Origin of the sequence: Porphyromonas gingivalis ATCC 33277, assembly GCF_000010505.1 — a bacterium.
Lineage (GTDB): Bacteria > Bacteroidota > Bacteroidia > Bacteroidales > Porphyromonadaceae > Porphyromonas > Porphyromonas gingivalis.
This window is the reverse complement of the sequence record NC_010729.1, coordinates 1,334,017-1,350,217: the sequence shown is the minus strand read 5'-3', so window position 1 is coordinate 1,350,217 and position 16,201 is coordinate 1,334,017. Positions and strand designations below refer to the sequence as shown.

The 16,201-nt window shown below is 50.5% G+C and carries 12 protein-coding genes; 3 read left to right on the top strand and 9 right to left on the bottom strand.

Annotated elements, in window-relative coordinates; genetic code table 11:
• Positions 1-43 precede the first annotated feature (43 nt).
• Both PGN_RS05820 and PGN_RS05815 read right to left on the bottom strand, forming a co-directional pair.
• On the bottom strand, positions 44-1,114 hold the full coding sequence (locus tag PGN_RS05820; RefSeq protein ID WP_039417152.1) for a dynamin family protein: 1,071 nt from the start codon (positions 1,112-1,114) through the stop codon (positions 44-46).
• Positions 1,115-1,944: 830 nt separating this feature from the next.
• Positions 1,945-2,505 carry a flavodoxin gene (locus tag PGN_RS05815; protein WP_012458106.1) on the bottom strand — a complete coding sequence of 187 codons (561 nt, stop codon included), beginning with the start codon at positions 2,503-2,505 and terminating at the stop codon, positions 1,945-1,947.
• A 218-nt stretch (positions 2,506-2,723) separates the two neighbouring features.
• On the opposite strand from PGN_RS05815, the gene clpB reads away from it, so the two are divergent.
• Entirely contained in the window at positions 2,724-5,315 is a 2,592-nt protein-coding gene (clpB, locus tag PGN_RS05810) for an ATP-dependent chaperone ClpB (protein WP_012458105.1), read from the top strand.
• Positions 5,316-5,956: 641 nt separating this feature from the next.
• On the opposite strand, the gene PGN_RS05805 is transcribed toward clpB, so the two are convergent.
• The 4 genes from PGN_RS05805 to panD form a co-directional block, all read right to left on the bottom strand.
• Positions 5,957-7,303: an MATE family efflux transporter gene (locus PGN_RS05805; protein WP_012458104.1), complete on the bottom strand. Its 1,347-nt coding sequence runs from the start codon at positions 7,301-7,303 to the stop codon at positions 5,957-5,959.
• 292 nt (positions 7,304-7,595) lie between these two features.
• Positions 7,596-8,486, bottom strand: a complete 891-nt coding sequence (gene folD, locus PGN_RS05800; RefSeq protein WP_012458103.1) for a bifunctional methylenetetrahydrofolate dehydrogenase/methenyltetrahydrofolate cyclohydrolase FolD — start codon at positions 8,484-8,486, stop codon at positions 7,596-7,598.
• Between the two features lie 120 nt (positions 8,487-8,606).
• Positions 8,607-9,944 carry a signal recognition particle protein gene (gene ffh / locus PGN_RS05795; protein WP_012458102.1) on the bottom strand — a complete coding sequence of 446 codons (1,338 nt, stop codon included), beginning with the start codon at positions 9,942-9,944 and terminating at the stop codon, positions 8,607-8,609.
• 76 nt (positions 9,945-10,020) lie between these two features.
• Positions 10,021-10,377 (bottom strand): aspartate 1-decarboxylase, encoded by a 357-nt coding sequence (gene panD / locus PGN_RS05790; protein ID WP_010956218.1) that lies wholly within the window; start codon positions 10,375-10,377, stop codon positions 10,021-10,023.
• Between the two features lie 201 nt (positions 10,378-10,578).
• Between panD and murF the strand changes: the two genes are divergently transcribed.
• Both murF and rpoN read left to right on the top strand, forming a co-directional pair.
• Positions 10,579-11,883 (top strand): UDP-N-acetylmuramoyl-tripeptide--D-alanyl-D-alanine ligase, encoded by a 1,305-nt coding sequence (gene murF / locus PGN_RS05785; RefSeq protein ID WP_012458101.1) that lies wholly within the window; start codon positions 10,579-10,581, stop codon positions 11,881-11,883.
• Complete coding sequence (rpoN, locus tag PGN_RS05780) at positions 11,877-13,334, top strand: RNA polymerase factor sigma-54 (protein WP_012458100.1); 1,458 nt, start codon at positions 11,877-11,879, stop codon at positions 13,332-13,334. Before murF ends, rpoN begins: the two co-directional genes overlap by 7 nt.
• On the opposite strand, the gene PGN_RS05775 is transcribed toward rpoN, so the two are convergent.
• The 3 genes from PGN_RS05775 to PGN_RS05765 form a co-directional block, all read right to left on the bottom strand.
• Positions 13,298-14,065 carry a tRNA1(Val) (adenine(37)-N6)-methyltransferase gene (locus PGN_RS05775; RefSeq protein ID WP_039417154.1) on the bottom strand — a complete coding sequence of 256 codons (768 nt, stop codon included), beginning with the start codon at positions 14,063-14,065 and terminating at the stop codon, positions 13,298-13,300. The two genes, rpoN and PGN_RS05775, sit on opposite strands and share 37 nt — an antisense overlap.
• 25 nt (positions 14,066-14,090) lie before the next feature.
• Entirely contained in the window at positions 14,091-15,395 is a 1,305-nt protein-coding gene (locus PGN_RS05770) for a replication-associated recombination protein A (RefSeq protein WP_010956212.1), read from the bottom strand.
• An 83-nt stretch (positions 15,396-15,478) separates the two neighbouring features.
• Positions 15,479-15,937, bottom strand: coding sequence for a histidinol phosphate phosphatase (locus tag PGN_RS05765; RefSeq protein ID WP_012458098.1), 459 nt, complete (start codon positions 15,935-15,937; stop codon positions 15,479-15,481).
• Positions 15,938-16,201 lie beyond the last annotated feature (264 nt).

Sequence of the window (16,201 nt, the reverse complement as noted above, 5' to 3'; positions counted from 1 at the left end):
TTTTTGCTCTGTTTCTTGTTATTAAGTTGTTTTTCTGCGTATTCTATAAATCGCCTACTTCGTACCAGGCGTTTTTACATTCATTTTTATCCCAATATTCCTGCCAATCTTCGGGCATATTCGAAATAATATTTGTAAGATCTAAGGATACATCCTCCGTATATTTTAATAAGATGTAACAGAGACTATCAACGACAAATATGGAGCTTTCCGGCAAATTCAGACCATTCACAAAAAGTTTTTTGCATGCTTCTTCTTCCGATTCTTTCGAGCGAAGATATCGGCGATCAGCTCCATGCGTGCGAATCATGAAGGTGCGCCGTTTGATGTCGTCTGTAAAGCCATCTATGGTCTCTTTTACGAAGTTGCAAAACGTTTTATCTTCAATTCGATTTTCTGTACTGTTGATAAAGATAATGGCATCAACTTTATTATTCCCGTTTTTATCTTTTCCGTTGAGCAACTCGAATGTTTCGTCTTCCAGACCTCCTACGGCGTCAATACCCGGAGTATCGATGATCTTCCAGCCATGAAGATCTTCAGAAAGGGGTACAGAAATACAGATCCTATCTGGAATAACAGCTTTGGGATGAGTGATAACGTATTCCTCCAGTAGCTTTTTGCTGAAGTCTTTATCTCCTCTCGCTGCTATCTCTTGTAATTCTTGCTTTCGTACCCAAATCTGGTCAGTGGTTTCTCCTTCAATAATATATTTATTAATCTGTTTTACCGGTAGATCACTATATTTGTCAGGTACTTTCATGTATTCTTGTAATTCGGTCCTGCTAACAGATTTTTCGTGTCCATCCGCAAAAAAGACTTTGTATCCCTCTGTTTCGTTATGGACTATCTCTGTAAGCATACAAGTGGTTTGTCCATATCCTGTTGCCAATAGATTCGGACGTTTTAGGAGAGCGTTGATAAAGGAGGACTTACCTGCACTCATTTTTCCTATAATGGCTAACGTAAAGTGCCCCTTTTTGAATGGATGAGCTAAGGCTTTAATAGATGCTGATTTACCTTTGAAAGACTTTTCTAATTGGTTATGTACAGAATCGTATGCGTCTAAACACGTATTGACCTTTTCCCGATACTTTAAAAATTGATTTTCCATTGGACTGAATTTGTGAATTTATCCACAAAGATACAACAGGTAGTTTGTTTTACGAAGATTTTTTTTTTTGTGTTGATCGGAGTGTGTTTTTATGCTCTTGTGGTTTTCGATTCTTTGCGGTTAGGTTTTTTTGCTACATTTGTGGCGGAGAAGAAAGACTTCTTGATGAGGTGTAAGTGTTTATGAATCAATGATAAATAGATGAAGTGTATGTGTGATCGTCTTGTTTGTGATGCTGATCTGTTTGGCTCGTTCGGTGGGCTGTTTTTTATTGTGAGGTTATGGTACATGGAGAATGGATTGGCGTGTGGATGATGTGTAAAAGAGAGTAGTAGAGGGATAACCCTCTAAATATGTTAAGGCGTCCGCCATGTTCGACAGCGACATGGCGGACGCCTTATTTATATCACAGATGGCCTTTTTGTGAGAGCGATTTATATATAAACGAGTTTTGATTTATATATTTATTGAAAACGATTTGTATATAAATCGAAAACAATCTATATATAAATTGAAAATGTTTTATATATAGATCGTTGAATGGGTTGCTGAAAAGCGGATTTCGGACTGAAAATATTTGCTTGCTTATCTGTTGAGTGTCAAAATGGAGTTCTTTTCAGTCGTTTATTTAGAATGATTCCAAACTTGTCTTCGTTGTTGAAAAGTTTTTTGGTGCGTATTTGGTGGTTATTGGGTATAAAAGAGAGGCGTCGATGGCGCCTCTTTTTGTGGGGGAAAAGAACCGAGGAGGGTGGGGGGCTTGTGTTTGATTTGTAGGGGAAAGCTTGCCTCTATCATTCCTCAGTGGTCTGAAGTAGGGACAGTTGTCGTTATTTGATTTGTCCCATCGCTTTCAGGCTGTTGCGGACTTCTTCGGCCGATTCTTTGGCTTTCTTGCCGTCGATAACGATGCCGTCAAGGACTGTCGCTTGAGGTGCCAGTCGCTTCATTTCGTCCAAACACTTGCCCATGCCACCACCGCCGTGTGTGACAAAGGGGATGATGGTCTTGCCTTTGAGGTTGTGCTGCTCCAGAAAGCTCATTACGGCAGGAGCCAAGGTGTGGATCCAGTTGGGCGAACCTATGTAGACAACGTCGTAGTCGGCTATGTTCTTGACGGACTTTTTGAGTTTGGGACGAAAGCCTTTCTTCAGCTCCTCTTTGGCTTGTTGGACGAGGGCTTTGTAGTCTTCGGGGTAGGCTTGCTCCGGTTCTATGCGGAAGAGTGTGCCTCCGGTAGCCTTTTGGATGTGTTCGGCCACTGCTTGGGTATTTCCACTGTGAGAGTAATAGACGATAAGCGGTTTTTTCGCCGTCTTCTTCTGTGCTTCTGCGCTAAACGCTACTGCCAGTGCAGCCACGATCACGAATACTAATGTTCTGAGTTTCATAGTAGGGTATTTTTTGATTTTCCACGGACAAAGGTATTCGATTAGGTCATATAAGCTGTATGGAACCTTTACTTTCTTTCTTATACCATGTGTTATAATGAATAATCCTTGCTTTGGATATAAACGGTAGGAGGGGGAAAACGTAAAAAAGGACAAAATGTCAGTCTTTAGGCGTTGGCATGGATGTTGGATTTTGTCTGGTAACAACAAACACAGCAATGAACATTAACAACTACACAATCAAATCGCAGGAGGCTCTACAGCAGGCTGTGGAGCTGACCCGTCGGCACGGACAGCAGGCCATCGAACCGCAGCACCTGCTCAAGGCCGTTATGGATCAGGGCGAAAGCCTGACCGATTTCCTTTTTGCCAAGATGGGGCTGAACAAGGGCAGTATTGCCACGGCTGTGGACAAACTGATAGAGAAACTGCCCCATGTATCGGGTGGCGAACCCTATCTGTCGCATGAGACCAACCAGGTGCTACAGGTAGCAGAGGACGCAGCGCACCGGATGAAGGACAAATACGTCTCTTTGGAGCACATCGTGCTAGCTATTCTGACTACGCGATGCGAGGCGTCCACTCTGCTCAAGGATGCCGGAGCCACCGAACAGCTTCTGCAGTCGGCCATCGAAGAGCTTCGGAAGGGGCGCAACGTGACCAGTCAGAGTGCGGAGGAACAGTACAATGCACTGGAGAAATATGCCGTCAATCTCTGTCAGCGTGCTCGCGATGGCAAGTTGGATCCCGTGATCGGTCGCGATGACGAGATCAGGCGAGTGCTGCAAATTCTCTCTCGACGCACCAAGAACAATCCTATCCTTATCGGTGAGCCGGGGGTGGGCAAGACGGCCATAGCCGAGGGCTTGGCTTACAGGATCGTGCGTGGCGACGTGCCGGAGAATCTGCGCAACAAGCAGATATTCTCTCTCGACATGGGTGCCTTGATCGCCGGAGCCAAATACAAAGGTGAATTCGAGGAAAGGCTGAAAGCCGTGGTAAACGAAGTGACTGGTGCCGAGGGGGAAATCATCCTTTTCATAGATGAGATCCACACCCTTGTCGGAGCCGGCAAGAGCGAAGGTGCGATGGACGCTGCCAATATACTGAAGCCGGCCCTGGCTCGGGGCGAACTCCGTGCCATCGGTGCCACCACGCTGGACGAATACCGCAAATACTTCGAGAAGGACAAGGCTCTGGAACGACGCTTCCAGATGGTGATGGTGGACGAGCCGGACGAGCTAAGCTCCATCTCCATCCTCCGGGGTTTGAAGGAGAAATACGAGAATCACCACAAAGTGCGGATCAAGGATGATGCCATCATTGCGGCCGTGAAGTTGTCGCACCGCTACATTACGGAGCGGTTCCTGCCCGACAAGGCCATCGACCTGATGGATGAGGCTGCGGCTCGTCTGCGTATGGAAGTGGATTCGCTGCCGGAGGAGCTGGACGAGATCTCGCGCAGGATCAAGCAACTTGAGATCGAACGCGAAGCCATCAAGCGAGAGAATGACGAGGAGAAGGTACAGTTCCTCGACAGGGAAATAGCCGAACTCAAGGAGAAAGAGGCCTCGGAGAAAGCCCAATGGCAGAATGAAAAAGATCGGATCAATCAGATTCAGCAGCTCAAGATAGATATAGAGGAGCTGAAGTTTCAGGCCGATCGTGCCGAACGAGAGGGCGACTACGGACGAGTGGCCGAGATACGCTACGGACTCATCAAGCAGAAAGAGACGGAGATCGACACGATACAGCAACAGCTGCACGAATTGCAGCGTGGCGGCTCCATGATCAAGGAGGAAGTGGAGGCCGACGACATAGCCGACATCGTGTCGCGCTGGACGGGTATCCCCGTCAGCCGCATGCTCCAGAGCGAGCGCGACAAGCTGCTTCATCTGGAGGACGAGCTGCATAAGCGCGTGATCGGTCAGGACGAAGCCATCCGTGCCGTGGCCGATGCCGTCCGTCGCAGCCGGGCAGGCCTTCAGGATCCCAAGCGTCCGATCGGTTCGTTCATCTTCCTCGGTACTACGGGGGTGGGCAAGACGGAGTTGGCACGTGCCTTGGCCGAATTGCTCTTCGATGATGAGAGCATGCTTACGCGAATAGACATGAGCGAGTATCAGGAGAAGTTCAGTGCCACGCGTCTGATCGGTGCGCCTCCGGGGTATGTGGGCTATGACGAGGGTGGCCAACTGACGGAAGCCATTCGCCGCAAGCCTTATTCCGTAGTGCTTTTCGATGAAATAGAAAAAGCTCACCCGGATGTGTTCAACGTATTGCTGCAAGTCCTCGACGATGGCCGCCTGACCGACAACAAGGGGCATGTGGTAAACTTCAAGAATACGCTCATCATCATGACGTCGAACCTCGGTTCGGACATCATTCGCGAGCGGATGCAGAACCTCACGGCGGAGAATCGCCGGTCCCTCACGGCCCGGACGGCCGATGAGGTGATGCAGCTACTCAAGCATACGATCCGCCCCGAGTTTCTGAACCGTATCGACGAGACCATAGTCTTCACGCCACTGACCGAGAAGGAGATCTACGAGATCGTCCGCTTGCAGCTCGATGGTATCGTGCGCCAACTGGCCGATAACGACGTGGTGCTCCACTATACGGAGGCTGTCGTAACCTTTGCCGCTCGCGAGGGATATGATCCGCAGTTCGGAGCGCGTCCTGTGAAGCGAGTCCTGCAGCGATTCGTCCTCAACGAACTGAGCAAGGCACTCTTGGCCGATACGGTGGACAGTACACGTCCCGTCCTCATCGATTGCATAGACGGGTCAATCGTCTTCCGCAACGAATAGTAGCCTCCGGCTGCCTTATTCCTCTTATTCTTTCAAGGCTCCTTCGGGCAGGTGGCTTGCCACTTCCCGGAGGAGCCTTTTTTGTGTTTCAAGGGGTATCTTCGAGTACATCCCTAAGGGGTCTATATAGAGAGGATAGTATCCTCTCATATGAGACCATAGTATCCTCTCGTATGAGACCATAGTATCCTCTCATGTGAGACCATAGTATCCTCTCGTATGAGACCATAGTATCCTCTCATATGAGACCATAGTATCCTCTCATGTGAGACCATAGTATCCTCTCGTATGAGACCATAGTATCCTCTCATGTGAGACCATAGTATCCTCTCATGTGAGACCATAGTATCCTCTCATATGAGACCATAGTATCCTCTCGTATGAGACCATAGTATCCTCTCATGTGAGACCATAGTATCCTCTCATGTAAGACTATATTATTCTCTCCGTATTTATCATGTTTTTTTCAGGAAATGAATTTCACTTTATCGACAGAGGAGAAAGCAAAGGGATGGCAATATCGGTCGGCTTCGTCTGTAGTTTTTCACTTTCCGTACAGCCGTCATGGAGCAAATGGAGGGGGGCGATCGGAAAAAGGATTGTTTCCCCGAAAGACGAACAAGGGCTTTCCTCTGCGGAGTTTATCGGGTTACCTTCCGGAAGTAGCTGTAGAAGAGGATGCCGAGCAGTGTCAGGCTGATGGGAAAGGCCGACCAGATACCGGCCAACTGCATGGGCGTATTGCCCGATATGAATACGAATCCCAGCAAATAGGAGAGTATCGGTGCCAGCAATACGTGGCAGAAAGCTGCTGCCGGAGCCAGAAAACGAACGCGCTCCATTCCTCGCAGAGCATTGGAATAGATGGCTTGGAGGGCATCTCCGAATTGGTAGACGACAACGGGGATCAACGTAAGGGCAACGATGTGCGCCACCTCTTCGTCGGGCGTGAAGAGGAAGGAAAAGCTGTGCCGTGTGAGCAAAAGCAGTACAACCACAACGCAGGCAGTCAAAGCGGCCATTCGGTAGGCAGTGGCGGCTACGCGGCGGACTTCGTCGGGTTTGCCGTGCAGCTTGAAGTGACTGATGCGGATGGTGGTGGCAGCACCAAGCCCGTAATAGACGAGGTAGCCGAGCGTGGTGATGACGCAGACGATCTGGTGTGCTGCCAGAGCCTGATCGCCGAGTCGCCCGACAAAAAGGACGGCGATGGTGAAAGAGGCCGATTCGAGTCCCATCTGGACGGCAACGGGGAGTCCGACGGAGAATAGGCGGCGGTAGGCGCGACGGATATGCATCTGCCGGCAGAAGGCGTGGCGGATCGCTGTCCATGAGGGTCTGCGATAGAGGAAAAGGACGATGGTGACGAGCATCAGCAGGCGGCTCAACAGGGTGGCATAGCCCGCACCGAGGAGTCCCATTTCGGGGAGACCGCCTTTGCCGAATATCAGCAGGTAGTTCAGCCCGATATTGAAGAGATTGCCCGATATGGTAATATACATCGGGGTGCGCGTATCGCTCATGCCGTCATAGAATTGCTTGAAGGCATTGAATACCGTTACGAGGAAGAGGCCTCCCACCTGTACCCAATAATAGGGGATGGCGAGAGGGCGGAGCGAGGGTGGGAGGTTGAATGTATCGAACAGGGGAACCATCACGGCTGCCACACCTGCGAGAAAGAGTCCGATCGCTATATTGAGGCGGAGGCTGTGCCGGAGCAGGATGCCGGCTTTGAAGTACTGCCCTCTGTGTTCGGCCGATGCCACCAGCGGCGTCAGCCCGTATGCAAAGCCGATACCGAGGATGAGGAGCAGGCCTAATATGTTGTTCACAAAGGAGGCTGCGGCCAACTCTGCCGTAGAGTGCTGCCCGACCATGATATTATCGGCAAAGCTGACGAAGATGATTCCCAGTTGGCCGATGATAATGGGTAGCCCGAGGAGGAGCAATGCCCCGTAGTGGCCGGTCTTTTGCGTTGTAGCATCCATAGCGTGCTGCGAAAGTACGCCTTTACCTCCTAACGGGAAAGGATACGAAGCGATTCTTGAAAGTATCGGCAGGAAGGGGCTGTGTCAAAATTCGGTTTTGGCATACCCCATTTTAGGTGGGTAAGAATACGTAAAGTACAAGGCGCTAAGAAACGAATGCCGCAAGCAACGCAGCAATTTGCGCATGATGACACACTGTCAATAAGAAAAGAGGCCGATCATCATACCGGACGAACCGATATTGATGACGGGCCTCTTCGATAAGGTCGTTGGCAAATAAGGGAAGGAGGGTTTACCGGTACAATCCTTTACTTGCCAGAAGGGTATTGGACATGAGCGATACGATGGTCATCGGACCTACTCCACCCGGTACGGGAGTGATGTACGAGCACTTGGGGGCCACTTCATCGAATTTGACGTCGCCCGTCAGACGGAAACCGCTTTTGCGTGTCGAGTCCGGTACGAGCGTGGTACCTACGTCCACTACCACAGCTCCGGGCTTTACCATATCGGCTGTCAGGAATTCGGGCTGCCCCAAAGCTGCAATAATAATGTCGGCCGTCAGACATACCTCTTTGATGTTAGGGGTACGGCTATGGCAGATAGTGATGGTGCAGTCGCCCGGCTCTCCCTTTTGGAGCAGAAGCTGCGATACAGGCTTGCCTACGATATTGCTGCGTCCCAATACTACGCAATGCTTGCCTCTGGTAGGGATATTGTAGCGACGAAGCAGTTCCACTATTCCCTTCGGTGTGGCCGAGACGAAACCGGGCAAACCGATGCTCAGACGGCCTACGTTGATGGGATGAAATCCGTCCACATCCTTGCGCGGGTCTACTGCTTCGATGATTTTCTGCTCGTCGATATGCTTCGGGAGGGGGAGCTGTACGATGAAGCCATCTACCGTCGGATCCTGATTCAGGCGATGCACGCAGGCCAGCAATTCCTCCTCCGTCACATCGTCTTCGTAGCGAATGAGCGAGGAGGTGAAGCCCACCTCTTCGCAAGCTTTTACCTTGCTGGCCATATAGGTCTCGCTACCGCCATCATGACCTACGAGCACGCCCGCCAAATGCGGACGGCGACCACCTTTCTCCAGCAGCTCGTTTACTTTGGCTGCAATCTCTTGTTTTATTTCGCCGGAAATCTTTTTCCCGTCGAGAAGTTTGTATGTCGTTTCCATATATTAGACAACCGCTTTGATCTCAACATTGTTCTTCGCTCTTCCGTCAGCAGTGCCGATACACGCTCACCTTGCACTCACTCCGGCTGTCCGAAGAACTCTTTGTGGCCGGTATCTTTTTCATCTCTTCATCTTCGGCATGCGCGGCATCTTCGGCATTTTGCCGCCTTTGAATCCCTGTATGGTCTTCATCATCTTACGCGTCTGGTCGAACTGCGTGATCAACTTATTGACATCTTGTATGGAAGTGCCGCTACCCATTGCTATTCGCTTGCGACGCTGTCCGTTGAGGATAGAGGGATGGGTGCGCTCATGGGGCGTCATGGAATATATGATAGCCTCGATGCTCTTGAAGGCATCATCATCTATGTCGATATCCTTGATAGCCTTTCCCACTCCCGGGATCATGGATGCAAGCTCTTTGAGGTTACCCATCTTTTTGATCTGATGTATCTGGGCAAGGAAGTCATTGAAGTCAAACTGATTCTTGGCTATTTTCTCCTCCAGTTTGCGAGCTTCCCGTTCGTCGTATTGCTCCTGAGCACGCTCCACAAGCGATACGATGTCCCCCATGCCAAGGATACGGTCGGCCATACGTTCGGGGTGAAAAGCATCGATTGCTTCCATCTTCTCTCCCGTACCGACGAACTTGATGGGCTTGTTTACGATCGAACGGATCGAGAGGGCGGCACCGCCCCGGGTGTCTCCATCGAGCTTGGTAAGGACAACACCGTCGAAATCCAAGCGTGTATTGAACTCCTTGGCTGTATTTACGGCGTCCTGACCGGTCATCGAGTCCACCACGAAAAGGACTTCGTTCGGCTGAATGGCAGCCTTGATGGCCTCTATCTCGCGCATCATTTCTTCGTCGATGGCCAAACGACCCGCGGTGTCGATGATGACAACGTCGTTCCCCTTGGTCTTGGCTTCGGCTATGGCGTGTCGGGCTATCTCGACCGGCTTTTTGCTGTCCGGTTCGCTGTAGACGGGTACCCCGAGCTGTTCGCCGAGGATCATCAGCTGCTGGATAGCCGCAGGGCGATACACGTCGCAGGCAACGAGCAGAGGTCGTTTGCCCTGCTTGGACTTGAGCATATTGGCCAGTTTGCCGGAGAAGGTGGTCTTACCCGAACCTTGCAATCCGGACATCAGGATTACTGCCGGACTGCCTTTGAGATTAATATCCACAGAATGTCCGCCCATCAGAGCAGCCAATTCGTCATGAACAATCTTCACCATCAGTTCGCCCGGACGGACGGAGGTCAGCACGTTTTGGCCAATGGCTTTTTCCTTCACCAAGTCCGTAAACTGCTTGGCAACGACATAGTTCACGTCGGCATCCAAAAGAGCACGACGTACATCTTTGAGAGTTTCGGCTACATTGATCTCGGTAATTCTCCCCTCACCTTTGAGGAGTTTAAAAGAACGGTCGAGCCGTTCGCTCAGATTTTCAAACATAGGAAATGATAGCTTGCGTCTCTCCTCTCGCGATCCGATTCATGGTCGGGGAGGAGGAGAGATTATATTGCTGTGATTACTTCAGGATTATCTTGTTCGTTGCAGTATCGGGAAATACTACAGCAGGCTTGAACACCTTGGCTTCCTCCATCGGCATCCAGGCATATGCCATGATGATGATGATGTCGCCCGGATGAACGATGCGGGCAGCTGCTCCATTGAGACAGATTACCCCCGAACCTCTTTTGCCCGGTATGGTATAGGTCTCCAAGCGTGCTCCGTTGTTGTTGTCCACGATTTGGACTTTCTCTCCGGCGATGATGTTGGCAGCATCCATCAGATCTTCATCGATGGTGATGCTACCCACATAGTTGAGGTTGGCCTCCGTAATGGTTACGCGGTGTATTTTGGATTTTAATACTTCGACGTACATATTGTTTTCCAATGCTCTATATTTTTTACGATTGCAAAGTAACGGTAAATATATGTATATACAACAATCGCACTTGTATTCACTCTGTAGCAAACATTGTTCGTATGGGATGCAACCAAGAATTGCTGTACATTTGTTCGGACAGATCAAGCGGGAGTAGCAGCCTACGCTACTCAAGACAAATTCAAATTTGCAGTCGAAATGACAATCGAACAATTATATGCAGCCTATCTGGCTCATCCTATGGTGACTACCGACAGCCGCCAAACACCTCCCGACAGTATTTTCTTCGCTCTCAAGGGCGAGCTGTTCGATGGCAATCGGTTTGCCTCCTCTGCCTTGGAGAAAGGATGCGCCTTGGCTGTGGTGGACGATCCTTCAGTCGTTCGTGACGAACGCTATCTCCTTGTGGATGATGTGCTGACAGCTCTCCAGCAGCTGGCTGCTTTTCATCGCAAGAGTCTCGGCACACCGGTTATAGGTATCACGGGGACGAATGGCAAAACCACGACAAAAGAGCTAATGGCTGCTGTCCTTTCCACTACTTATCCTGTACTCTATACGGAGGGCAATCTCAATAACCATATAGGAGTGCCTTTGACTTTGTTGAGGCTCAAAGCCGAACACCGGATAGCTATTATCGAGATGGGAGCCAATAAGCCTGGAGACATCGCCGAGCTGACACGTATTGCTCGTCCTAACTTTGGACTGATTACCAATATCGGCCGGGCACATTTACAGGGCTTCGGCTCTCTGGAAGGGGTAAGGCGTACCAAGGAGGAGCTTTATGATTTCATTCGAGCAGAGGGGGGTATCCTCTTTCTGAATTTCGATGATGATACCCTCATCGATATGTCGCAGGGGCTGCAATCGGTCTCTTACGGTACCTCGGCAGATGCCACGGTTCGAGGACTAATAGTTGCAAACAACACACCTTATCTTTGTCTCGATTTATTCGACTCATCGAACGAACAGCAGGTTTGTACCAATCTTGTGGGCGATTACAATCTGCCGAACGCTTTGGCTGCCATAACGGCAGGACGCTTTTTCGATGTCCCCGATGAAGCCATCGTATCGGCTCTTGCTACTTACAAACCGAGTAATAATCGGTCGCAATGGATCGAGACGGAGCGAGGCAATTCCCTGATTGTAGATGCCTATAATGCCAATCCGGTGAGCATGCGCGCTGCACTCGACAATTTCGATTCCCTGCATACCGATAAGCCTCTTGTGCTTATCCTCGGCGACATGAACGAACTGGGCGCGGAGAGCAAGCGTGAGCATATGGCTCTTCTGGAACGTATAAATACCGGCCGCTACCGGCAAATATTGCTATGCGGGCCTTGCCTCACGGCTTTGGCAGACAGCTTTCCCGGTGGTGCAACGGGATTTGCTGACAATGCTGTGCTCGAAGAGTATTTGAAAGCTCATTCCATTCACGATTCCCTCATCTTGCTCAAAGGATCGCACGGCATCCACCTCGAAAAGATAATTCCTTTATGTTGAAGCAAACCCTTGCTCAAAGGCAGCAACAAAATCTCTCTGTACAACAGATCCAGCAAATCAAACTCTTGGAGCTTCCGGCCATTGAGTTAGAAGAGAGGATACAGAAAGAACTGGAGGCCAACCCTGCTTTGGAAGAAGGAGCGTACGATGAGGAGGTGGCCGGTAGTGCGGATGGAACCGAAGACAATCTTATGGGGGACGACACCTCCGACCTCTCATTGGGTGATTACCGTACCGAGGAAGATATTCCTGAATACAAATTGCGTGAAATACAGGATCGTAACAGCCGACGAGAAGAAATACCTTTTTCTGCGGCTGTACCTTCGCTCAACGATCGTTTGGTCGAACAGTTGAAGTTCCTGCCTCTGACGGATCGACAGCAACAACTTGCTCCTTATATCATTGGTAACATAGAAGAAGATGGCTACCTGCATCGTGATTTGGAGGAGATTCTGGACGATCTCGCTTTCCGTGCCGGTATCGAGGCGGACAAAAAGGAAGTAGAAGAAGTGATAGGATTGGTGCAAAGCCTCGATCCCCCCGGTATCTGTGCCAGAGACCTCAAAGAGTGTTTGCTACTCCAATTGAAACGATTGCCGGATACGACAGCTCGGCAGACAGCCCTCCATATTCTTACGAACCATTATGACGACTTTGTCTCCAAACGGTTCGAGCAGTTGCAGGAGGGAGCATCCCTTTCCGATTCGGAAATGAAAGAGGCCTTCGAACTGATCATGCAGCTCAATCCCAAACCCGCTAACGGATGGGGAGATGACGCCGAAGCAACCATGAACAGGGTACATCCCGATTTCATCGTCGAGCGCATGGGGGACGATCTGGTCGTGTCGCTTACTCGTGGTCGTGATATTCAGCCCTTGCGCGTCAGTCCGGTCTATCAGGAGATGATGCAGGATTATCAAAGCTCTGCTAAAAACCGCTCACGCGAACGCAAACAAACACTTCTTTTCGTCAAGCAGAAAGTGGATCAAGCTCAATGGTTCATCGAAGCCCTTCGTCAGCGTCGGGAAACGCTACAGCGGACGATGGAGGCCATAGTACGGCTACAGGATGCTTACTTCCGAAGTGGAGAACTTGCCGATCTGAAGCCTATGATTCTGAAAGATGTGGCTGATCCGACGGGTTACGATGTCAGTACGATCTCTCGGGTGAGCAATAGCAAATATGTACAGACCGACTTCGGAATCTTCTCGCTGAAGCACTTTTTCAGTGATGGCACTGTCAACGATAAGGGAGAGGAAGTATCCACACGTGAGGTCAAACGAGTGCTTGCCGAAGCCATCGACTCCGAGGATAAGAGATCTCCCCTGAATGATACCGAGTTGGCTGAAGTTTTGGCCGAAAACGGTTATCGACTGGCTCGTCGTACCGTTGCCAAGTATCGGGAGCAGCTCGGTTATCCTACAGCGAGGATGCGGAAAGAAGTCGTATAGAAAGGCTCTGTCAGGCGCACGTACTCAGGTGAATAGTAGCCTGTGGCAGGATGTATGATGAGGGTATCGGTGAATGGCGATCGGTCGATAGCAGTATCGGCAGGTCGCCATTCGCTTAGGATGCGTTTAGGTTCTTTATGGGGTAGGGTACGCACTTCCGTCAGGCGAGATGAAACCAAACGATAGGTAGCTGCATACAGACGTAAATCCTTCAGCCGGTCGCGGGGCGTAATGAGTGCCAATCGCCCTTGTGGAGAGAGTAATTCGGAGGCACGGCATATCAGTTTTTCCAACGGCAGGGTTTCTTCATGTCGTGCCATGGTGCGCTGTCTGTCGGGGGCATGCAGGGAAGACTTGAAGAAAGGCGGATTCGAGACGATCAGATCGAAACGTTGATTTCCGATAAGGCTTTCGAGCGATGAATCCAAAATGTCTCCCGAAGCGATCACTATTCGATCGGAAAAAGGAGAGGCAGCGGCGTTTGCGCGAGCACATTCGGCAGCGATAGGATCTATTTCTATTCCCTGCACCCGGGCCTGTGGGAATCGCTGTGCCAACATTAAGGCAATCAGCCCTGTGCCCGTACCTATGTCCAGGCAATGCTGCGGAATACTTCCGGCTGGATCCTCTCCGGCCCATGCTCCCAGCAGGACGCCGTCGGTACCCACGCGCATGGCACAACCTGTCTGGTCGATGTCGAATCGTTTGAAGGAGAAAATATCTGTCGGCATAGAGACGGTACAGAATGAAGAGTCATTATTCTGCTGTATCCTTTTGGGATTTTTCCCTCTTCCACCATCGCTTCATCCGTTCTCCCAGCTTGGCTTCATGCACTGTGTGCATTTGAGGTGTCCAGAAAGAGGTGTTAGCAGCTTTGTCGGGCAGATATTGCTGTGAGACGAAGTGTTCCGGAAAATCATGCGAGTATTTGTAACCCTTGCCATAGTCAAGGTCGGCCATCAGACGGGTAGGGGCATTACGCAGGTGTAGGGGCACGGGAAGATTACCTGATTGACGGACATATTCGAGAGCGGAGTCGATGGCCAAATAAGCTGAATTGCTCTTCTCCGAAGTAGCCAAATAAATGGTAGCCTCGGCCAATGGAATACGGCCTTCAGGCCAGCCGATTCGGTCTAAAGCCTCGGCACAGGCCATGGCGATGAGCATGGCATTCGGATTAGCCAGGCCGATGTCTTCCGAAGCCGATATGATCAGCCTGCGAGCGATGAATGAGGGTTCCTCCCCACCATCTATAAGGCGCGCCAGCCAGTAAATAGCCGCGTCGGGATCACTGCCCCGAATACTTTTGATAAAGGCGGATGCTATATCATAGTGGAGTTCGCCTCCCTTGTCGAAAGCAGCGGGGTTTTCTTGCAAGCGCTGACGTATCTTTTCGTTGGTAATGACGAGCCGGTCTTCCACTTCGCTTGTGGCCAGAAGGTCAAGGATGTTCAGCAGCTTTCGCGCATCGCCTCCGGCATAGAGAAGCAGAGCTTCCGTCTCCTCCAGTACAGGATGCTTGGCAGCCAGCAGTTCGTCCCGATCGATAGCTCTGTGTGCCAGTAGCAGCAGATCCTCATCACTTTGGGGTTTGAGCACATAGACCTGACAGCGCGATAGGAGCGGACGTATTACTTCGAAACTCGGATTTTCGGTCGTGGCACCGATCAGCGTCACTATTCCCCGCTCTACTGCTGCCAGAAGAGAATCCTGCTGACTCTTGCTGAAACGGTGTATCTCGTCGATGAAGAGGATGGCGCGTCCTCCTTTGTCGAACAGATTGCCACGATTGGATTCGATGTCGGCTATTACTTCCCGCACTTCCTTCACACCGGAGCTGACCGCACTCAATGTATAGAAAGGTGCATCCACTTCATGTGCAATGATTTCGGCCAGCGTAGTCTTGCCTACTCCGGGAGGCCCCCACAGGATCATGGATGGCGTCTGTCCCTGCTCGATCATCTGCCGGAGCACAGCCCCCGATCCGATCAGATGCTGCTGCCCCACATAGTCGGCCAGCGTTTTTGGACGCATTCTCTCGGCCAAGGGTATTTGTTTCATGCCGCTAAGGTACATAATTGGGATACGTTGCAGATACGGAAAAGACCGTGGGTAAATACCTCGGCCTTTTCAGTTTGAGAAGCCTACGGATTTTCCGTACCGTCGCCACCTGACGGCTTCGTTGTCTTCTTTTTCTTTGCGGATGCTTCCACGCGCTCGTAGGTTACGCCCGTGAGAGTGAAGTACTTGCGTGAGGGCGAGAGGCGAACGATAGGTTTGGTGATGTGTACATTGGCATTGAACCGCTCTTGACCTTTCACCACAAGGACGCTCTTGAACGAGGGCGTGAGCGTGCCGATGTCGCCGAACTCAACGATGTCGCCATTTTCCACATGCCGTTTCGCAATTTCGGCAGCAAGGCGAAGCACAGCCTCCACCTCTGCGCCGGTGAATGTCGTCGCCCGACCTACTTCGTCGCAGAAACTGCGGTGGTCCACACGCTTGCGCCCTGTGGGGCGTGCCTGAATGACAGTCTTGCCTGCCAGCTTTCCGAAATTTGCCTTGCGCTCTGATAGCACATAAGCCAAAGGTTTGTTTGCCATAGTTTCAAAAGGTTGCTCCGCAGTTGGTTTTGTGCCGTGTAGAGGTCGGGAGCTTTAGCCTCCGTCGTGTATTTTTTCTGATTGATAAGACAAAGGTATAAAAAACGGTCGTCAGTTTTCGGAAAAACAGTCGTCAGTTTCTAAGAAAACAGTCGTCAGTTTCTAAGAAAACAGTCGTCAGTTTTTGAAGAATCAGTCGTCAGTTTCCGAGAGATCAGCCGACTAATTTCTCATTATATCATATCTGTAAGAATCTCCCTCTGT